Below are 20,045 nucleotides of genomic sequence, written 5' to 3'. Positions count from 1 at the left end.
ACACGATGGCTGAAACGCTCCTGCCCGACCTCTTTCAGCTGCGGGCGGCGCGCACGCCGCACGCCCCCGCCGTCCGCTCCGGCGGGCAGGAGCTGACCTACGCGGAGCTCAACACCCGGGCGAACCGGCTGGCGCACCACCTGATCGCCTGCGGAATCGGCCCCGAGCGCCTCGTCGGCGTACAGCTGCCCAGGTCGGCCGACCTGGTGGTGGCGCTGCTCGGCGTCCTCAAGGCCGGCGCCGCCTACGTCCCGATGGACAACGACTCCCCGGCGGAGCGGACCGCGTTCATCGTCCAGGACACCGGGCTCGACCTGGTGCTGGGGGAGCGGGCCGCACAGCGCGGGGCCGACGGCGGCCCGGAGACCCTGACCGTCGCCGGGGCCGTCGCCGCCGCCGAAGCGGCCGGCCTCCCGGCCCACGACCCGGCCGGGGCCGACCGCACCGCCCCGCTCCGCCCGGAGAACCTGGCCTATGTCATCTACACCTCCGGGTCCACCGGCCGCCCCAAGGGCGTCACCGTCCAGCACGACACCCTGACGCGTTACCTGGACTTCGCGTGCGCGCAGTACCCGGGCCTGGCGGACGGGGCGCTGCTGCACTCCCCGGTGGCCTTCGACCTCACCGTCACCGCGCTGTACGGGCCGCTGCTCCTGGGCGGCTGCGTACGGGTCGCGGCACTGGACCGCGAGCCGGTGGCCGGTCCGGCCGAGGACCGGCCGGGGTTCGTCAAGGCGACCCCCTCGCACCTGCCCCTGCTGGCCGCGCTGCCGGGCTCGCTGTCGCCCACCCGCGAACTCGTCGTGGGCGGCGAGATGCTGCGCGGGGACGTCGTCGACCAGTGGCGCGCCGCGCACCCCGGGGCGGCCGTGGTCAACGAGTACGGTCCCACCGAGGCGACCGTCGGATGCTGCGTGTTCCGGATCGGACCGGGGGACGAGGCCGCCCCGGGCGCCGTCCCCATCGGCGTGCCGACGCCGGGCACCGAGCTGTACGTGCTGGACGAGCGGCTCGCGGCGGTCGGGAGCGGAACGGCCGGCGAACTGTACATCGCGGGCGGCCAGGTCGCCCGCGGCTACCTCCGCCGGCCCGGCCTCACCGCCGAGCGGTTCGTGGCGAACCCCTTCGGCGGCGGCCGGATGTACCGCACGGGCGACATCGCCCGGGTGCGCCCCGACGGGATCCTGGAGTACCTGGGCCGCACCGACGACCAGGTGAAGATCAGCGGATACCGGATCGAGCTCGGTGAGGTCAGCTCGGTGCTCGGCTCCCTGCCCGGGGTGCGGCTCGCCGCCGTGGTGGCGCGTGAGGACCGGTCCGGCGACCGGTACCTGGCCGGATACGCCGTGGCGGAGGACGGGGCGGCCGTCGGCCCCGCCGCCCTGCGTGCCGCCGTCGCCGAGGTACTCCCCGCGTACATGGTGCCCGCACGGATCATGGTGCTCGACGACCTCCCGCTGACCGCGAACGGGAAGCTCGACCAGGCCGCTCTGCCCGAACCGCCGGCCGTCGGCGAGGTGCCGGGCGCCGAGCCGGGGAGCCCCGCCGAGACACGTCTGTGCGAGCTGTTCGCCGAGGTGCTCGACCTGCCGGCGGTCTACCTCGACGACGACTTCTTCGCCCGGGGCGGCAACAGCCTGCGGGCCGTCCGTCTCGCCGGAAGGGCCCGCAAGGAGGGCTGGACCTTCGGCCTGCGGGACGTACTGGAGCTGCGCACCCCCCGTGCTCTCGCCGACCGGGCGGACACGGACCCCGGCGGGACCGGGGACGCGGGGCTCGTCCGGGACGGAGCCGCCCTGTGAACGCCGGCCGAGTGGTGATCGTCGGCGCCTCCGTCGGCGGCATCCGGGTCGCGGACGGCCTGCGGCAGGCGGGCCACACCGGCCCGATCGCGCTCGTCGACCCGGACCCGGACGCCCCCTACGACCGTCCCCCGCTGTCGAAGCAGATCCTTTCCGGCGCGTGGTCGCCCGACCGGGCGTCGCTCGGCGACCCCGCACAGTGGCAGGCGGAACGGCACATCGCGGCCGCGGCCGGGCTGGACCCGGTGGACCGGGTGCTGCGGCTCGACACCGGCGGCGAACTGCACTACGACAGGCTGGTCCTGGCGTGCGGGGCGACCCCCAGGGCACTGCCCGGAATGCCGCGCCGCGGTGTGTACACGCTGCGTACCCTGGCGGACTCCCTGGAGCTGCGGGCCCGGCTCGACCGCATGGCGGACGCCGGGGCCGGACATCTGGTGGTCGCCGGCGGCGGCTTCGTCGGCGCCGAGGTGGCCTCCACCGCCCGCTCGCGCGGGATCGGCGTCACGATGATCGAGGCGCAGCCCGCGCCGCTGTCCGGGCTGCTCGGCGAGGAGGTCGCCGCCGAGCTGGCACTCCTGCACACCGACAACGGCGTACGGCTGTTGTGCGGCACCTCGGTCACCTCGCTGACCGGCGAGCCCGACGTCACCGGCGTGGAGCTGAGTGACGGGACGACACTGAGCGCGGACGCGGTCGTCGCGGGTGTCGGCGTGCGGCCCGCCACGGACTGGCTGGCCGGCTCCGGCCTGGCGCTGACCGACGACGGCGGAGTGCTGTGCGACGAGTTCTGCGCGGCCGATGCCGAGCGGACGGTGTTCGCGGTCGGGGACGTGGCCCGGTGCCGGGACCCGCTGCTCGACCGGCACGTCCGGGTCGAGCACTGGACCAACGCGGTGGAGCAGGCCGCCGTCGCGGTCCGCAACATCCTCGGACCGCAACCGGTGGCCCACCGGCACGAGCTCTTCGTCTGGTCCGACCAGTACGGCGGCAAGATCGCGCTGATCGGACGTCCGGAGCCGGGCGCGGAGGTGACGGTGGTACGGGCCGACGGACCGCGACGGCGGTTCGCCGTCGCTTACCACCGCGGCCCCGTGCTGTGCGCCGCACTGACGGTGAACTGGCCGAAGGCCCTCATGGCGGCCCGGCGTTCGATGGGCACACCGGGCGGCGCCGACGACACCGTTGCCGCTTGGAAGTCTTTGTAGTCGCAGCTTGCTGTAAAGACCCTGTCGTTGCGCCGGGCTCCTCCGGCACGATCGGACCACGTCGAACCGACGTCGAACCGACACCGGCCGACGGCTTTCCGCAGGGAAACGCGCCTGCCTTCCTCAGGCGTGCTCCCTGTCCTTCCGGACTTTCCGGACGGGCCGCCGGAACAGGGCCGTCCCGCCCTGTCGTACGAGGTCGGTGCGATGCGCGGGCGGTCGCCGGTCAGCTCTTGCGCTCCGGCCGCTCCTCCCCGTTGTCCCTCTGTACGTCCCATGCCTTCGGAAGGGCTTTCCGGTGCTCCGAAACAGCGATGTCGAGCCGCTCGTGCTCCGACAGCGAGGTGTGCCCGCGCAGGCGGACCACCGTGCGCTGCTGTTGCACGGCCTCGGCAGCGGCGAGAGCTGCTGGGACCCCTTCGTCGCGCGGCGGCCCGCCGGCCTGGACCTGTGGACCGCCGGCCTGCCGTGGCGGGCCGGCGGGCCGTACGCGGTGACCGAGCGGGACGAGAAGGCGTGGGTCGCCGAGGCGATCGACCAGGTCCCGGGCCGCCCGGACGTGGTGATCGCGCACTCCTACGCCACGATCCTGCTGCTCGCCCTGCTGTCCGACACGGTCGCCGCCGGGGTGGACCCGCGGGAGCGGTTCGGCATCCGCGGCGTGGTGCTGGTCTCGCCGTTCTTCCGGCAGGAACCGACGGATTTCACCTGGACCGAACTGCCGGTCATCCTCGACGCCATGCGCCGCAGCGCGGACGAGTACATCCGGCTGACGGCCCGCGACCGCCTGGACCCGGCCGTGCGGCGCGACATGGCCGAGCTCGCGTGCGCGCGGCTCGGTCCCTACTGGGCGGTCCGCTACCTCGACGCCTACCTGCGCACGCCGTTCCTGGCCGCCGACCGGATCGGCCTGCCCGTGCACATCGTCATGGGCGCGGGCGACACGATCGCACCGCCGGCCCAGGCCGAGACCCTCGCGCGCGCGCTCGGCCACGCCTCGATCGACCGTATCGAGGACTGCGGGCACTCGCCGATGACCGAGCACCCGGAGCGGTTCGCGCTCGCTGTCCAGCAATTCCTCACCACCCTGCCGGCCGGGCACACCCCGGCGGCGGTCAACTGAGTACGGGAGCACACGATGACCACCCTGTCCGACGTCGAGCTCAAGAAGCTTCTGAACGCATCCAGTTCGGTGACGATGCGGCCTCCCTACGAGGGCGGCAACATCAACACCGCGATCGGCTTCAAGTGCGTCAACTACCTGCTCGAGGCCGCGGTCCTCGACCACTTCCGGGCCGTCGGCCTCGGCGCCCAGGAGCTGTTCCTCGTCCACGGCGTCAACTTCGACGTGGCCGGCCTCGACACCCGTCTGCACACGGTGCTCATGCTCGACGACGACGTCCTGCTGGAAGTGACGCCGAAGACGAAGGACACCGACGCCGCGATGGTCTTCGCGGTCACCGCGACCGTCGAGCGCGACGGTGCGCCGAAGAAGGCCGTCAGCTCCAAGCTGCGCGTCCTGCTGCGCCGTGACACCAACGTCGACAACCCCGAGCCGCTGCCCGCGGAACTGCAGCGCTTCGTCGTCGACCGGCTCGCCACCGCGGAGCCCACCGCACTGACCGCGACCCCGTCCGACGACTTCGCCGGCGCCCTCCACCGCGGTGAGAACACCGACACCGACCCGGTCCTCGCCGAGATCATCGGCGACGAGAACGCGGTCGGCTGGAAGTGGAGGGTCCCGTACTACTACTGCCACTTCACCGAGCGCATGCAGATGTCGGGCTACCTGCGGCAGATGGAGGAGGCGAAGCACGTCTTCGTCGCCTCGCGCGGCATCAGCATCAAGCGGATGCTCAACGAGCGCGGCTGGATCCCGGTCGTGACGCAGTGCAAGATCCACTTCACGGACGAGACGATCATGGAGGAGGACCTCTACACCGTCTACACCGTGGAGTCCGTCTTCAAGGACATGCTCTACACCTCCCGCGTGGACTTCTACGTCGTGCGGGACGGCGAGCTCGTCCAGACCGCCACCGGCTCGATCACCCACGGCTACTGCCACAAGGAGTCGCCCGACGCCGAGTGGCAGATGACCGTCTTCGACGACGAGGTCCTGCGCGCACTGCGCGGCGAGTGACCCGAGACGCCCACCGTCCCGGACCACAGCCCCGGACGACCGAGCCCCGGAGGAACCCCATGGCTTCCAAACGCCCACCGCGTTGGTACTTCTCCCTGCGCAGTCCGTACTCCTGGTTCGCCTACCGCGATCTCATGGCCACTCATCCCGAGGTGCTCGACGCCATCGAATGGGTGCCCTTCTGGGAGCCGGACGAGGAGACCGCGAAGCTGCTGGCCGAGGAGGGAGTCACCCTTCCGATCGTCGCCATGAGCCGAGCGAAGAACTTCTACATCCTGCAGGACACCCGCAGGCTCGCCACCGAACGCGGCCTGGCGGAGATCACCTGGCCCATCGACCGCGAACCGCGCTGGGAGGTCGCCCACCTCGCGTGGATCGTGGCCGAGGACGAGGGCCGGGGCAAGGACTTCGTGGCGGCGGCGTACCGCGCCCGCTGGCAGGAGGGCAAGAACATCTCCGACCCCGCGGTGATCGCGGCCATCGCGCAGGAGCTGGGCCTGGACGCCCAGCGGCTGTCCACCGCCGCCGATGACGCGGAACTGCGCAAGCGGGGCGCCGCCCTGCTCGCGGACTCCGCACACGACGGTCTGTTCGGTGTGCCGTTCTTCATCACCGGCAGGGACAAGTACTGGGGCCTCGACCGGGTCGAGGCCTTCGTCCGGGCCTTCCAGGGCACCGCGCGGCCCGCCGCCGCGAAGACCGAAGCGCCGGACCCGGCGACCCACGCCGACCTGCTGCCGGCCGGCGGCGACGCGGGCCACGCCGGCGGCTGCGGCTGATACCGGCCGGTGGCCGCGGCACGGAACGCGGCCACCGGCCACCGCGCGGTGACGAAGAAGCACCTGCGGCACGAGACGAGGAGAGCACTGTGGACAGCAGCAACCCCGGCGGCACCGCAACCGGCGGCGCCGCACGGCGCCCGGTCGGCGGCGCACACTGGGACGCCGTCGTGGTCGGTGCGGGTCTGGGCGGTCTGACCACGGCCGCCTACCTGGCGACCGCGGGCCGGCGCGTCCTGGTGCTGGAGCAGTTCTCGGTGGTCGGCGGCAACAGCCACGTCTTCCGCAGGCGACGGAGCTACGAGTTCGACGTCGGCGTCCACTACCTCGGGGACTGCGCGCCCGGCGGAGTCATCCCGTCCGTCCTGGGCGGGCTCGGACTCCGCGACAGGGTCGAGTTCCTGGAGATGGACCAGAGCGGTTTCGACCTCATCAGGGTGCCCGGGGCCTCCGTGGACATGCCGGCCGGCTGGCCGGAGTACCGCAAGAGGCTCATCGCGGCGATGCCGGACGAGGCGGAGGGCATCCGCACCTTCACCGAGATCTGCGCGGCCGTCGGCGAGGAGCAGCGATCGGCGCTGTTCGAGTCGCACACCTGGTCACCGACGGACATCGCGAACGGAACCGTCGCCGTCCGGGAGTGGGGCAGGCGGACGCTGGACGACCTGTTCAACCACTGCGGCCTGTCGTCGAGGGCGCGTACGGTGCTCGCGGCCCAGGCACCCAACTACGGCCTGACCCCGCGTCAGGCAACGGTGGCCCGGCACACCAGTGTCACCGACCACTACCTCCGCGGCGCCTACTACCCGGCCGGCGGCGGCCAGACCCTCGCCGCAGGCCTGGTCGAGGTCATCGAGGCACACGGCGGAGAGGTCCGCACCCGCAGCAGGGTGCGGCGCATCCTCGTGGAGGACCGCAAGGTCACGGGTGTCGGCCTGGAGGGCGGCGAGACGGTCACCACCGGTCTGGTGGTGTCCAACGCGGACTACCGCCGCACGGTGCTCGACCTGGTCGGTGCCGAGCACTTCTCGAAGTCCCTGGCGAACCGCACCAGGAACGCGAGCATGGGCATGCCGTGGCTGGTGCTCTACCTCGGCCTCGACACCGACCTCAGGGACCGGCCCAACGCCAACCTGTGGTGGTACGACACCGATGACATCGACGGATACTTCGACCGGGCGCGCGCCGGCGACGTCGACGAAGTGCCCTTCCTCTTCTGTTCGTTCGCCTCGCTCAAGGACCCGGGTAACCGCGCGCTGTGCCCGCCTGGCCACTCCAACCTCCAGGTCATGACGCTCTGCCCGCCCGACTACGAGTGGTGGGGTGTCGCCGACGGGATCGAGGGCGACAGCGCCTCGTACCGGCGCAACGCGCAGTACCTGCGCCGCAAGCAGGAGCTCACCGAAGCCACCCTGCGCGCGGCGGAGAAGGCCATCGGCCCGCTGCGGGGGCACATCACGCACATGGAGGCGGCGACACCGCTGACCCATGAGCGGTACACCCTGTCCTCCGGCGGCACCCCCTTCGGCATGGCCGAATGGGGCGGCACCGCCCGGCCCGGAACGGCGACCCACATCGCCGGACTGCACGTGGTCGGGGCCAGCACCCAGGCGGGCAACGGTGTCGCGGGCGTCATGCTCGGCGGCATCTCGTGCGCCTCCCACATTCTCGGCCAGCCGCTGCTCGCGCACGGCCGGCAGGGAGTGGTGTCCGGCGACCCGGACCTGCTCCCCGACCGGCCGGACGGCTGGGACCCGAGGGAGGTCTGCCGGGGTGGATCCCGGCGGGCCCGTTCGGGCCCCGGGACAGCGGCCCGGGATCTGGCCGGCACGCCCGGCTGAGATCAGGCGGTCCGGGGACGGACGTCCGCGTACCGCCGAGCAGTAACCGATGCACCCGTGACACCAGTCATGCCTTCCGTACCTCTGACGAACTGAGAGTGATTCACATGAGCGCGACCACCACCGTCGAGCAGCAGGCCCGCATCAAGGACATCGTCTGCGACATCCTCGAGCTCGAGGAGGACGAGGTGACCAACGAGGGTCTCTTCAAGGAGGAGTACGGCGCGGACTCGCTGCGCGCCATCGAGATCCTCGCGGGCCTCGAGAAGGAGTTCAAGGTCACGATCGACCAGTCCGAGCTCGAGCGGATGGTCAACCTCGACGGCGTCTACGCCGTGGTCCAGGAGTCGATCGACGCCAAGTAGTACCGGTTCCGTCATCCCTGGCGGGCCGGCGCACGGCGGCCGCGGTGCGAGGCACGGCGGAGGAACGCTCACACCGTGATGTGTTCCGGCCGTGCCGCGCGGTGCCACGCGGTCGTCGAGCACCCGCCAGGAACGTACGGGACCCCGCCTCGCCCGGTCGAACCGCCGGTTCCGAGCAGGGCGCGGGGGAGCCGGCACACCGTCGGCTCCCCGGCCCCGGCGGCCCATCGGGCCGTGACCGTCCGGCGGTCCCCCCGCCCCCTTTCCGTGGCGACCCCGTGGTGACCCCGTCCGGTGGTCCCCCGACCCCTTTCCGTGGTGACCCCGTGGTGATCCCGTGGGTGACCAGGCCGTACCGAGGGAGATTGATGTCTGACAGCCTTTCTGACGCGATGCGCGACGACGCGGCGTCCCGGGTCGTGCTGACCGGGTTCGGCGTTTTCTCCAGCATCGGTGTCGGAGCCGATGAGTTCGCCGAGGGCCTGCGCGCGGGCCGCAGCGGCGCCAAGCCGATCACCCTCTTCGACACCGAGGGTTTCGCGCACGCCAACGGGTGCGAGATCACCGGGGCCGAGCCGGAACGCTGGATCCGCAACCTGCCCGTCGAGACCCTGGGCCGGGCGACACAGTTCTCCGTCGCCGCGGCCCGGATGGCTGTCGAGGCCAGCGGGGTCGACCTCGAATCGCTGCGCGCCCAGCGCGGAATGATCTCGATCGGCACCACCGACGGAGAGTCCTACGACCTCGACCACCTGGTCGAGACCGAGGTCGAGTCCGGCCCCGCCGCCATGGACCCCACCGTCGCCCGCCGGGTGTCCCCGAACCGGTTGTCCATCGCGGCCGCCCAGGAACTGGGACTGTCGAACGTCGACGCGGTGACCATCGCCACCGCCTGCTCGGCCGGCAACTACGCGATCGGCCAGGGCTTCGACGCCATCCGCTCCGGCGCGGTCGACTACGCCCTCTGCGGCGGCGCGGACGCCATGTGCCGCAAGACGTTCACCGGCTTCTACCGGCTCGGCACCATCGCCCCCGACGTCTGCCGGCCCTTCGACTCCGAGCGCAAGGGCATCCTGACCGGTGAGGGCGCCGGCGTGCTGATGCTGGAGAGCCTCGCCTCCGCACAGGCACGCGGTGCCCGCATCTACGCGGAGGTGCTCGGCTACGGCATGAACTGCGACGCCTACCACCAGGTCGCCCCGAACCAGGCGAGCGTCGCCCGGTGCATGGAGATCGCGCTGAAGAACGCCGGTGTGAAGGAGGAGGAGGTCGACCTGATCTCCGCCCACGGCACCGGGACCAAGGCCAACGACGTGACCGAGGCACGCGCGATCCACGACGTGTTCGGCGACACCCCGCCGCGCACCGTGTCGCTGAAGTCGATGCTCGGCCACACGATGGGCGCCGCCAGCGCGCTCGCCGCGATCGCCTGCGCCCTGTCCGCCTACCACGGCTTCATACCGCCGACCATCAACCACCGCGAGACCGACCCCGAGTGCGAGATCGACTGCGTGCCCAACGAGTCGGTCGAGGCGGACCTGCGCATCGTGCAGAACAACGGGCTCGCCTTCGGCGGCAACAACGCCATCGTGATCCTCGGCAAGTACCAGGAAGGTGAGCGGTGAGACTTCCCATCACCGGAGTCGGCGCGGTCGCGAGCATCGGCCGGGACGCGGACGAGATCTTCGAGAACCTCTGCGCCGGGCGCGGCGGTCTCGGGCCCATGCGTGGGTTCGACCACGACCTGTACACCGGCACACAGCTCTTCGAGATCGACGACCGGCCCGAGCCCGGAGTGGACCGCACGCTGCGCGCCACCGGATTCCTGCTGGACGCCGTCGGCCAGGCCGCCGAGGCGGCCGGCCTCGGCGACGACCTGTCGGACTGCCCGGTGCTCGTGGGCACCGGACTGCGCGAGCTGCGCTCCGCCGAGCTGTGGTGGCGCGACGGGGTGTCCTTCGGCCCCGAGCGGCTGCACTTCGGCACCGCCCTGCGGGAACGGTTCGGCGCCGCCGACACGCACACCTTCTCCAACGCCTGCTCCGCCTCGCTGTACGCGCTGGCGCTCGGCGCGGACATGCTGGAGCTCGGCGAGGCCGACACCGTGATCGTGGCCGGGGTGGACTCGATCACCGAGAGCATGTTCGGCCTGGCCGACCGTGTCCAGCCGGAGCCGCCCGGCGCGCTGCGGACCCTGGACGTCAACCGCAAGGGCACGATCCTGGGCGACGGCGCGGCCGCCGTCGTGCTGCGCCGCGAGGACCTCCCGCTGTCGGGCGGCACCCTGTGGGGCAGGCTCCGGGGCGTCGGGATGACCTGCGACGCCAAGCACCCCACCGCCCCCGACCAGAAGTACGTCGCCGAGGCCATCCGGCAGGCGCACCGGCACGCGGGCACGAAGCCCGCCGACATCGGCCTGCTGATGCTGCACGGCACCGGGACGCCGCTCAACGACCTCGTCGAGGCCTCCGCGTACGCCGAGGTCTTCGGTCCGGACGCCGGCGTCCCGGTGGTCACCGGCATCAAGCCGATGACCGGGCACACCAGCGGTTCGGCGGGGGTGCTCAGCCTGGTCACCGCCCTGCAGGTGATGGCGACCGGCAAGGTCCCGCCGCTGGTCGGGCTGGAGCAGCCGATCGAGGAGGCAGCCGGCCTCCGGCTGGTCCGCGACCAGGAGGCCGAGCACGAGGTCTCGCTCGCGCAGGTACATGGATTCGGATTCGGTGGGATCAACGCCGTGGCGATTGTCGAGGCACCATGAGCATCTTTGTCACAGGCGTCGGAGTAGCCCTGCCGGGTGCCGACTCCGCGGCCGTGCTGGCGGCCACCCGGTACCCCGTGGGCTCCGTGGACCCGGCGGCGGTCCTGGGGAAGAAGGGGCTGCGCTACAAGGACCGCGCGACCCAGCTCGGACTCGTCGCCGGGCAGCGGGTGCTGACCGACGCGGGGCTCCTGCGCGACGGCGCGCTGACCGTCGACGGCACCCGGGTCGCGGTGCTCGTGAGCTCCAACCTGGGCAACGTGGACACGGCCTGCCGCGTGGCCAGGACCATCGCGGACGAGGGCACCCGCGGGCTGAGCCCGATGGACACCCCGAACGCGTCCAGCAACATCATCGCCTCCGAGATCGCGATCAGGTTCGGTCTGCACGGCCCCAACCTGATGGTGTGCAACGGTCCGAGCTCCGGCCTCGACGCCATCCGCTGGGGCACCGCCCTGCTGCGTTCCGGCCGTGCCGACCAGGCGGTCGTGGTGGGCGTGGAGCCCGACAACGAGATCGTGCGTGAACTCGTCGGCGGCCCGGTCGCCGACGGGGGTGCGGCACTCGTGCTGGAGCGTGCCGAGGCCGCCGAGGCCCGCGGTGCCACGGTCCACGCGGTGATCGGCGGCCATACCCGGGGAGCCGGCGTGGCCGCCGGCTTCGACCGGCTCGCCGCCGACGAGCCCGCCCGGCTCACCGGCTGGTTCGCCTCGGGCGCCGCGGCCAAGGTGCTGCCCGCCGAACTGCCCGGCCACGACCTCTCGGCGGTCTGGGGCGAGCTGTCCGGAGCGCTGGGCCTGGTGCAGGCCGCGGCGGCGATCGGCGGCTTCGGAGCCGGCGCGCACGGCCCGGTGTGCCTGGTCGCGGGAAGCGACGACGACGACGGCAGCGCCGCGCTGGTGCTGCGGCCGCCCGCCGCGACGGCTCCCGAGCCGGGCGCGGTCTGAACGAGATATCGGCCCCATGGACTCTGAGCAGGACGGAATGACCATGACCTTTTCGGCGAGCGCGCCCGCGACCCTCAACCGGCCGGTGATCACCGCGTGGTCCGCGGTGTCGCCGTACGGCATCGGCAAGGACGAGTTCAGGGCCGGCGTGCTGGCCGGCAGGAGCGCCACGTCCTCGCTGGACTCCGACGCATGGGCGGTGCCGGACGACCGGGCCTGCCTGGTTCCCGGCTTCGAACTCCGCGAGGTCCTCGGCAAGAAGGGCACCCGGTCCATGGACCGGGTGACCGGACTGGCCGTCACCGCGGTCCGGGACCTGCTGCGGGACTGCGAGGGCAAGCGCAGGGGCGGTGACGAGGAGACCGCTCTGGTGCTCGGCACGACCACGGGCAGCGCCCAGAGCATGATGGACTTCACCCGCGCCTCCCTGGTCGGAGACCGCCCCTTCTACGTCGACCCCTCGCTCATGCCGAACGCGGTGATGAACTGCGCGGCCGGCCAGTGTGCCATCTGGCACCGGCTGAAGGGGCCGAACACCACGATCGCCGGCGGCCGGGTCGCCGGACTCTCCGCGCTGAGCTACGCGGCCGGACTCCTCCGGTCGGGCCGGGCCGAGACCGTACTGTGCGGCGCCGCCGAGGAGTTCTCGAACGCGCGGGCATGGCTGGACCACCACCGGCGGAGCGAGGACGCGGTGGGCGCGCTGCTCGGCGAGGGCTGCGCCATGTTCATGCTCGAATCCGCTTCGGAGGTCGGGCAGGACGGTCACGCACTCGCCGAGGTACTGGCCGTGGAGTCGCGGGTGTACTTCGACGCCGGGCTGCGGCCCGTCCTCGACGCCTGCCTCGACGGCGTGCTGACGCGGGCGGGTATCGAGGCCCAGGACGTGTGGGCGGTCTCGGCCTCCGGTCTCGCCGGGCGTGCCGGCGAGACGGAGCGCGAGGCGCTCACCGCCCGCTTCGGTGCGCAGGCCCTGGACCGGGCGCCGTCCCTGGAGGGTGTCGGAGACACCTCGGGCGCCTCCGCGGCGTTCCAGATCGGTTCCCTGCTGAGCACCGCCGGCCGGGGGGAGAGGCCGGCAGGCAGCGTCGCCGTCGTCTCCTCGGTGGACGACGACGGCATCGTCGCCTGCGCCGTACTCCGCCTCCTCGCCGACTGACGGACCATTTGTGCGCAACCGGAAGGAAGACATGACAATCGACGCGGTGGCCCAGCTCGATCGGGACGAGCTGAGGACGTTGCTGGCCGACACCATCGACGCCGACGTGTCCGAGGTCGGGGACGACACGGACTTCGTGGACCAGCTCGGGGTCGATTCGCTGATGGCCCTGGAGATCGTCGTCGTACTCGAACGGAAGTACGGCATCAAGTTCGCCGAGCAGGAGATGCGCTCGGTACGGACGCTGAACAGCGCCTACGACGAGGTGCTGCGCAAGCTGGGGGAGCGTCCGTGACCAGCGCGGTGCTGGCCCGGCCGGAGGCGGTGCGGGAGCCGGGCCACGACACGGTCACGGGAAAGTGGTCCGCCCGGTACTCGGTGGCTGTCACCTCGGACGAACCCGTCTTCGCCGGACATTATCCGGATTTCCCGATCTTCCCCGGCGTGTGCGTACTGGAGTGTGTGCGCACCGCCGCGGAGGCCTCCGTACCGCCCGCCGCCGACGGAGTCCGGCTGGCCTCGGTCGAGTCCACCCGCTTCCTGGCCGCGGTCCACCCGGGCGACGTGCTGGACATCGAACTGGTCTGGGAGCAGCGCGGCGCCGACTGGCGCTGCACCGCGAAGGTGGCGACCGGCCGGGGCCCCGCCGCCTCGGTCCGCTGCCGTTACACGAGCGGAGCGGCGGCGTGACCGGCCCCGCGGCGATACGCGCCGCGCTGCCGCACCGCTACCCGATGCTCCTGGTCGACCGGATCCTCACGGTGAGCGCCGACGAGATCCGGTCGGTCAAGGCCGTCACGCTCAACGAGCCGTGGTACGCACGACTCGGCGAGGAGCCCTCGGAGGCGGACTTCGCCTACCCGGACTTCCTGCTGCTCGAGTCCTGGACCCAGACCGCCGGCCTGCTGGCCACGCGGTCGGAGGAAGAACCCGCCGACGGCCGGACGATGCTGTTCGGTTCCATGCGGGACGTGGAGTTCCACCGGCGGGTGTTCCCCGGCGACGTGCTCGAGCACCATGTCCGGCTGCAGCGCGCGGTGAACGACACGCTGGTCTTCGAGGGCAGCAGCAGGATCGGCGACGAGCCGGTGCTGACCATCGGCACCGTCACGGTGGCCTTCCGCCCGCGCGAACAACTCGACCCCGAACACGCCGGCCGGAACAGCGCCCCGCTGACCGGCAGTCAGCGAGGAGAGAAGTCATGACAGACGACAACGGAGCGCGCGTCGCCCTGGTGAGCGGCGGATCGCGCGGCATCGGCCGGGCCGTCGTGCTGCGGCTCGCGGCCGAGGGTTACGACGTCAGCTTCTGCTACCGGTCCGACGAACAGGCCGCACTGGCCCTGGAGAAGGAGGCCGGCGAGCTCGGCGCGCGCGTCCTGGCGGTACGGGTCGACGTGACCGACGCCGCGTCAGTCAAGGAGTGGGTGGCCAGGACGGAGTCCGCGCTCGGCCCGGTCGAGGTGGTGGTCTGCTCCGCGGGCATCACCCGCGACAACCCGCTGCTGCTGATGTCCGACGAGGACTGGCACAGCGTCCTGGACACCAATCTCGACGGTGTCTACCACGTGTGCCGCTCGGTGGTCTTCGAGATGATGAAGCGGAAGTCCGGCACGATCATCAACGTGTCCTCGGTCGCCGGGGTCTACGGCAACGCGACGCAGTCCAACTACTCCGCGTCCAAGGCGGGCATCATCGGCTTCTCCAAGGCACTCGCCAAGGAGGTCGGCCGGTACGGCATCCGGGTCAACGCGGTGGCACCCGGCTTCATCGAGACCGACATGACCGCCGAACTGACCGACAAGGTCAAGAAGGACGCGGCCAAGCAGATCCCGCTGCGCCGGTTCGGCCAGGCGGAGGAGGTCGCCGACCTCGTCGCCTTCCTGGCGAGCGACCGCGCCGGCTACATCACCGGATCGGTCCTCCAGATCGACGGCGGCATCACCATATGAGTGCCGGCCGGGTGTGACGTGTCGGTGACCGGACACCCTCCCGACCGTGCGGGCGTGGCACCGCCCGCCGGCCGGGACGACGCAGTACCGGACATCCCGGACGACGGAGTACCGGGCAACCTGGACGATGCCGTACCGGACGGCCGCACCGCGTACCTGCGGCTGCGGCGGCTGGCCGACCTGCACGGCGCCGACTACCGGCTGATCGCGCACGCACCGGAGGGCCGCACCGAGGCCGCCAGCGCCCTGCGCGGGCACGCCCTCGCGCAGAGTGCCAAGTCCCTGGTCGTCGCGGCCCGTCCGACCAAGCGGACCTGCCGGTACGTCCTGGCCGTCGTGCCGGGTGACCGGCGCGTGGACCTCGGCCGGATCGCGGAACTGGCCGGGAGCCGCAAGGCGGGCTTCGCGGCCCGCGACACCGCGGAGCGGCTGGCCGGCTCGGTCAGCGGCTCCATCATCCCGTTCTCCTTCCACCCCGAACTCGAGCTGATCGTCGACGAGGACCTGCTCCGGCACGAGGTGCTGTACTTCAACGCCGCCCGGCTCGACCTGTCGATGGCGCTGCCCACCGACGACTACGTGCGCATGGCCCGGCCGCGCACGGCCCGGATCAGCGAAGCACCGGCGGGCTGACCCACCGGACCGCACCTGACGGACTCCGGGTTTCCGCAACCTGCAGCGCCCCGGTTCCGACCGCTTTCCGGTCTTACGATCGCCACCCGGCGGCGGTGGCTTATCCGAGCACACATCCGAACCGGGGCCAGCCATCGGGCCACCGGAAACAGCAACGGAGGCCGAGCACGTGGCCAAACCCATGATTCAAGCAGTCGACGTAGTCAAGTCGTTCGGTGACGTGAAGGCACTGAACGGAGTCAACGTCTCGGTCCCGGAGGGATCGATCCACGGTCTGCTCGGCCACAACGGTGCCGGCAAGACCACCCTGGTGCACATCCTGTCCACCCTGCTGCCGCCGACCAGCGGCTCCGCACGCGTCTGCGGCTTCGACGTGACCACCGAGGCCGTGGACGTCCGCCGCTGCATAGGCCTGACCGGGCAGTTCGCCTCGGTCGACGAGCAGCTCAACGGGCGGGAGAACCTCGTACTGGTCGCGCGCCTGCTGGGCGCGAGCCGACGCCAGGCGGTCACCCGCGCGAACGAACTCCTGGAACTGTTCGAGTTGACCGACGCGGCGACGCGTCCGGTGCTCCAGTACTCCGGGGGCATGCGCAGGCGCCTGGACATCGCGGCCAGCCTCGTCGGCGGGCCCCGGGTCATCTTCCTCGACGAACCGACCACCGGGCTCGACCCGAACGCCCGGATCGGCGTGTGGGAGACCATCGAGCGGCTCGCCAAGGACGGCACCGCCGTGCTCCTCACCACCCAGTACCTGGAGGAGGCCGACCGCCTCTGCGAGCAGATCACTGTGCTCTCCGCGGGCAGCGTGGTGGCCGGCGGCAACCCGGCCGAGCTCAAGGCCGCGGTCGGCCAGCGCCTGGTGACCGTGACGCTGGCGTCGGAGTCCGACATGCAGCCCGCGGTGCGCGCCCTGGAGGCGGCCGGCATCCGGGCGACACCGCTGGAGTCGGGGACGGCGCTGAGCGCCCCGGTGGCGGCCGCCGCGGACCTCGCGGTCGTCGTACGCATCCTCAGCGACGCGCACACCGAGATCGCCGAACTCGCTTTCTCCGAACCGACCCTGGACGACGTCTACCTGAAGCTCACCCACGAGCCCGCCAGGAAGCCGGTGCCCGCGTGACCGTCCCGATCCCCCTCACCGAAGAAGGAGCGTCCCGATGACGGTCATCGACGCCGAGACCACACCCCGCCCGACCACCCGCACAGGCCGGAGCGTGTCCGAGGAGTGGGGCGGCAGCAGCCTGCTGACCCAGACCCTCGCGCTCACGGGCCGTTCCATACGGCCCTACCTGCAGCCCGGCGTGCTCATCGTGACGTTCATCGAGCCGCTGGTGATGCTGCTCATGTTCGGCGGCGTGCTGCGCGCCCTCGGCGACACCGTCGCCCCCCAGGGGAGCGACCTGTCGTACATCTCGGGGCTGGCCCCCGCGATCATGATCATCACCTCGGTCGCAGCCGGAGCCCAGGCCGGGAACGGGCTCATCAACGACCTGCGCAACGATGTGATCACCCGTTTCCACACGATGCCGATCTCCCGGTTCAGCGTGCTGCTCGCCCGGAGCCTCGCGGACGCCGCGCGGTCCCTCTACCAGCTGATCGCCGTGGCCGTCCTGGCCGCGCTGATCTTCGGCTTCAACCCGCCCGGCGGGATCCTCGGCGTCGTCGGCTCGATCCTCCTGAGTCTGTTCGTCGGCTGGTCCATGAGCTGGATCTTCATCGCCCTGGCCGCGGTGCTCCGCAACGGCGACGTGCTGCGCATGATCACCACGCTGTGCACCTTCCCGCTGCTCTTCGCCTCCAACGCGTTCGTCGACCCGAAGTCGATGCCGGTCTGGCTGCGGGTGGTCGCCGAGGCGAACCCCATCTCGTACGCCAACGACGCGATGCGCAGCATGGTCGCCGGGCAGGCCTCGTTCACGGAGCTGCTCACCACCGTGGGCGTCTCCTGCGTCCTGGTGGCGGTCTGCGCACCGATCGCGAACCGCTCCTTCAAGGTGCTGTGACCCACGGCCGCAGTACCCCGTGACCGGTACCGGACAGCCCGCGGCCGGGAGGCGCACACCGCGCCTCCCGGCCGACGTGCGTGATCAGCCCCGGCCCCGGGAGATGGAGAACACCACCCGCAGCACCAGGATGCAGCTGACCACCAGCAGGTTGTAGCCGATCAGCTGGCTCAGTGAGACGGACCCGATGATCGTCGGCTTGCTGTCGATGCTCAGCAGCACGGCGCCGACCAGCGCGATGACCCCGCCGAGGAACGTCAGCAGTACGTCGTGGACGAGCCCCCGTACGAAGCGCCGGTCCCGTTCGTCGGCCAGCAGCCGTATCCGTATCCCCAGCCGGCCGCCCTCCAGCGCGCTGCTGACCCGGTCCACCCGCCGCGGCAGCCGGCGCAGCACCGAGCTGAGCGAGATCGCCTCCTCGATCAGCGAGTCCTTGACCCTCTCGTAGCTCAGCTGCTCCTGGACCCGCGCGGCGGCGAACGTACGGGCCTGCGCGACGATGTCGAAGTCGGGCACGAGCCGTTCGACCGTGCCCTCCACGGTGGCCAGCGCCCGGAAGGTCGCCGCCACTTCCGGCGGGACGGTCAGACCGTGCTGGGCGACGAGGAGGAAGAGCTCGGAGAACATGTCGCGGTGGGGTTTGCTCCCCGGGCTCAGGTAGCGCGCCATGAACCGCCCCAGCGCACGCTCCAGCTGCCTCTCGTCGATCTGCTCGGGACGGTCGACGACCTCCAGCAGCGCGTCGCTGAGGGCCGCGGGATCGTTGCGGTGGAGAGCGAGCAGCAGGTCCTGCAGCGCGGAGCGCATCCTGCGGTCGAGCCGGCCGACCGAACCGAAGTCGATCAGCCCGAGCTCCCCACTGCTCAGCAGCAGCACGTTCCCCGGGTGCGGGTCGGCGTGGAAGACCCCTCCGAGGATGATCTGTTCGAGGATGCAGTCGAGCAGCTGCTCGGCGAGCTTCGCCCCGTCCAGGCCGCGTTCGGCGATCGTCTCCCCGGCGGAGCTGAGGGGGACGCCGTGCAGTCGTTCCAGCGTCAGGACCCGCTTGCTGCTGTACCCCTCGTACACGCGTGGCGTGCGTATCGCGCAGACGGCCCCCGACTCCGCGGCTCCGGCGATGATGGCGGCCATGTTGCGGGCCTCGGTCCGGAAGTCCAGCTCCTCGTGGAGCGAGACGGCGAAACCGTTCATCAGTTCACCGAGACCCAGGCTCTTCGCCCAGCTCGTGTGTTCCTCCAGCTTGCCGCTGATCCGGAACAGGATGTCCAGGTCGCGCTCCACGACCTGCCCGGCGCCGGGACGCTGGATCTTCACCGCGACCTCCTGGCCGTCCATCAGCCGGGCCAGGTGCACCTGGGCCATGGACCCGGCTGCCAGTGGCTGCGGGTCGAACTCGGCGAACACGGTCTCCGGTTCGCAGCCCAGCTCCTCGGCGAGCAGCTCCCGTACCCGCTCCCAGGGTTCTGCCGCGGCCTGGTGGTGGAGCCTGGAGAACTCCTCGACGTATTCGGCGGGGAGCAGGTCGTAGCGGGTCGAGAGCATCTGCCCGAGCTTGACGAACGTCGCGCCCGCTTCCTCCAGCGCCCGCCGCAACTGCTGTGCGCTGTGGCGCCGTCCGGCGGCCGTCGCCTTCGACGAGCCGGCCTTGGAGAGCCCGCGCAGCGAAGGCGAGAGACCGTTGCGCATGGCTATGGCGCTGAGTTCCGCATAGCGCCGGGTACGCACCACACGGCGGCGCAGCACCCCGGGCAGCCGCACGATGTCGGTGAGCATGCTGCTGGGCAGCATCACCTCCGACACCGCCAGGAAGATCATCGTGACCAGGATGCCGCAGCCCACCTGCACGGAGGTCATGGCCGGCCGGTGACTGCTCGGACCCATGGCCGAGATGATCTGCATCGTCGCCAGTACGCCGACCGTGCCGCCCAGGGCGGCACGGATCTTGCCGATCCTGATGCCGAGCAGCCGCCGGGCGCCCATGGAGAGGCCGACCAGTGTGCCTACGAACAGAACAGGTATCAGAACAAGGAACGCTGTGTGCTGCATGGGCAGAGCCTTTCCCGGACCGGAGTCCACGCGCGGTGCGGATACAGGGCGTTTCGCCGTCGGCGGGCCGGGTGCCGGATTCTGCCGGCGGATCTCTGTGCGGCGCCCCCGGCGCCCGCGGCCATTCTGTGCGGCCGCGACGGAACCTCTCCACCGGACCCCCGTACAGGAAACTGCAGATGTGGACGGGGTGACGTCCCTGGCACGAACGTGCAACCGCGACGGGTGCGGGTCAGGGGCGAGGGCCTCTTCGCCCGTGCCGGTTTCCCACCGGATGTCCGGGCGGGAGGACCGGTGTCCACCGGGGCGGGGCGCCGGAACGGGGCCGGCGCGCGCCCTCGCGGCATCCGGAACAGGTGCCTCCGAGGCTTTTGTGAATTCTTGTTCGGAATTGCGCTGTTCATTTC

Annotated in this window: 19 protein-coding genes; 18 read left to right on the top strand and 1 reads right to left on the bottom strand. The window is 71.5% G+C overall.

Annotated features, from left to right (window positions below):
- Positions 1–5 precede the first annotated feature (5 nt).
- The 18 genes from AB0F38_RS30300 (at position 6) to AB0F38_RS30215 (ending at position 17,592) form a co-directional block, all read left to right on the top strand.
- The gene (locus AB0F38_RS30300) at positions 6–1,802 is read left to right on the top strand and encodes a non-ribosomal peptide synthetase (RefSeq protein WP_361900242.1); all 1,797 of its coding nucleotides are present in this window, start codon (positions 6–8) and stop codon (positions 1,800–1,802) included.
- A complete protein-coding gene (locus AB0F38_RS30295; protein ID WP_361900239.1) occupies positions 1,799–3,010 on the top strand; it encodes an FAD-dependent oxidoreductase in 1,212 nt (403 codons plus the stop codon). Before AB0F38_RS30300 ends, AB0F38_RS30295 begins: the two co-directional genes overlap by 4 nt.
- 298 nt (positions 3,011–3,308) lie before the next feature.
- Positions 3,309–4,133 (top strand): alpha/beta hydrolase, encoded by an 825-nt coding sequence (locus tag AB0F38_RS30290; protein WP_361900236.1) that lies wholly within the window; start codon positions 3,309–3,311, stop codon positions 4,131–4,133.
- Positions 4,134–4,148: 15 nt separating this feature from the next.
- Positions 4,149–5,150: a hypothetical protein gene (locus AB0F38_RS30285; RefSeq protein ID WP_361900233.1), complete on the top strand. Its 1,002-nt coding sequence runs from the start codon at positions 4,149–4,151 to the stop codon at positions 5,148–5,150.
- Positions 5,151–5,209: 59 nt separating this feature from the next.
- A complete protein-coding gene (locus AB0F38_RS30280) occupies positions 5,210–5,929 on the top strand; it encodes a DsbA family protein (protein WP_361900230.1) in 720 nt (239 codons plus the stop codon).
- An 89-nt stretch (positions 5,930–6,018) separates the two neighbouring features.
- On the top strand, positions 6,019–7,770 hold the full coding sequence (locus AB0F38_RS30275) for an NAD(P)/FAD-dependent oxidoreductase (RefSeq protein WP_361900227.1): 1,752 nt from the start codon (positions 6,019–6,021) through the stop codon (positions 7,768–7,770).
- 107 nt (positions 7,771–7,877) lie between these two features.
- Complete coding sequence (locus AB0F38_RS30270) at positions 7,878–8,135, top strand: acyl carrier protein (protein ID WP_361900224.1); 258 nt, start codon at positions 7,878–7,880, stop codon at positions 8,133–8,135.
- Positions 8,136–8,503: 368 nt separating this feature from the next.
- Entirely contained in the window at positions 8,504–9,760 is a 1,257-nt protein-coding gene (locus tag AB0F38_RS30265) for a beta-ketoacyl-[acyl-carrier-protein] synthase family protein (RefSeq protein WP_361900222.1), read from the top strand.
- On the top strand, positions 9,757–10,896 hold the full coding sequence (locus AB0F38_RS30260) for a beta-ketoacyl synthase N-terminal-like domain-containing protein (RefSeq protein WP_361900219.1): 1,140 nt from the start codon (positions 9,757–9,759) through the stop codon (positions 10,894–10,896). Before AB0F38_RS30265 ends, AB0F38_RS30260 begins: the two co-directional genes overlap by 4 nt.
- Positions 10,893–11,843: a beta-ketoacyl synthase N-terminal-like domain-containing protein gene (locus AB0F38_RS30255; protein WP_361900216.1), complete on the top strand. Its 951-nt coding sequence runs from the start codon at positions 10,893–10,895 to the stop codon at positions 11,841–11,843. The genes AB0F38_RS30260 and AB0F38_RS30255 overlap by 4 nt, the downstream gene beginning before the upstream one ends.
- Positions 11,844–11,886: 43 nt before the next feature.
- Positions 11,887–13,002, top strand: coding sequence for a beta-ketoacyl synthase N-terminal-like domain-containing protein (locus AB0F38_RS30250; RefSeq protein ID WP_361900213.1), 1,116 nt, complete (start codon positions 11,887–11,889; stop codon positions 13,000–13,002).
- A gap of 31 nt (positions 13,003–13,033) precedes the next feature.
- On the top strand, positions 13,034–13,297 hold the full coding sequence (locus AB0F38_RS30245) for an acyl carrier protein (RefSeq protein ID WP_361900210.1): 264 nt from the start codon (positions 13,034–13,036) through the stop codon (positions 13,295–13,297).
- Entirely contained in the window at positions 13,294–13,692 is a 399-nt protein-coding gene (locus AB0F38_RS30240) for a hypothetical protein (protein ID WP_361900207.1), read from the top strand. Before AB0F38_RS30245 ends, AB0F38_RS30240 begins: the two co-directional genes overlap by 4 nt.
- Positions 13,689–14,207 (top strand): beta-hydroxyacyl-ACP dehydratase, encoded by a 519-nt coding sequence (locus tag AB0F38_RS30235; RefSeq protein WP_361900204.1) that lies wholly within the window; start codon positions 13,689–13,691, stop codon positions 14,205–14,207. Before AB0F38_RS30240 ends, AB0F38_RS30235 begins: the two co-directional genes overlap by 4 nt.
- Positions 14,204–14,953 carry a 3-oxoacyl-[acyl-carrier-protein] reductase gene (gene fabG / locus AB0F38_RS30230; protein WP_361900201.1) on the top strand — a complete coding sequence of 250 codons (750 nt, stop codon included), beginning with the start codon at positions 14,204–14,206 and terminating at the stop codon, positions 14,951–14,953. Before AB0F38_RS30235 ends, fabG begins: the two co-directional genes overlap by 4 nt.
- A gap of 156 nt (positions 14,954–15,109) precedes the next feature.
- Positions 15,110–15,586 (top strand): YbaK/EbsC family protein, encoded by a 477-nt coding sequence (locus AB0F38_RS30225; protein WP_361900263.1) that lies wholly within the window; start codon positions 15,110–15,112, stop codon positions 15,584–15,586.
- Positions 15,587–15,767: 181 nt separating this feature from the next.
- The gene (locus AB0F38_RS30220) at positions 15,768–16,709 is read left to right on the top strand and encodes an ATP-binding cassette domain-containing protein (RefSeq protein WP_361900260.1); all 942 of its coding nucleotides are present in this window, start codon (positions 15,768–15,770) and stop codon (positions 16,707–16,709) included.
- Between the two features lie 37 nt (positions 16,710–16,746).
- On the top strand, positions 16,747–17,592 hold the full coding sequence (locus AB0F38_RS30215; RefSeq protein ID WP_361900198.1) for an ABC transporter permease: 846 nt from the start codon (positions 16,747–16,749) through the stop codon (positions 17,590–17,592).
- A gap of 84 nt (positions 17,593–17,676) precedes the next feature.
- Here the strand turns inward: AB0F38_RS30215 and AB0F38_RS30210 are convergent, their stop codons facing one another.
- Positions 17,677–19,638 carry an AarF/UbiB family protein gene (locus tag AB0F38_RS30210; RefSeq protein ID WP_361900195.1) on the bottom strand — a complete coding sequence of 654 codons (1,962 nt, stop codon included), beginning with the start codon at positions 19,636–19,638 and terminating at the stop codon, positions 17,677–17,679.
- Positions 19,639–20,045: the final 407 nt, after the last annotated feature.

This window comes from Streptomyces sp. NPDC025273, assembly GCF_040638585.1.
GTDB classification, from domain to species: domain Bacteria; phylum Actinomycetota; class Actinomycetes; order Streptomycetales; family Streptomycetaceae; genus Streptomyces; species Streptomyces cinereorectus.
Note: the sequence above shows the minus strand (reverse complement) of the source record. Positions and strands in the feature narration are given on the sequence as shown.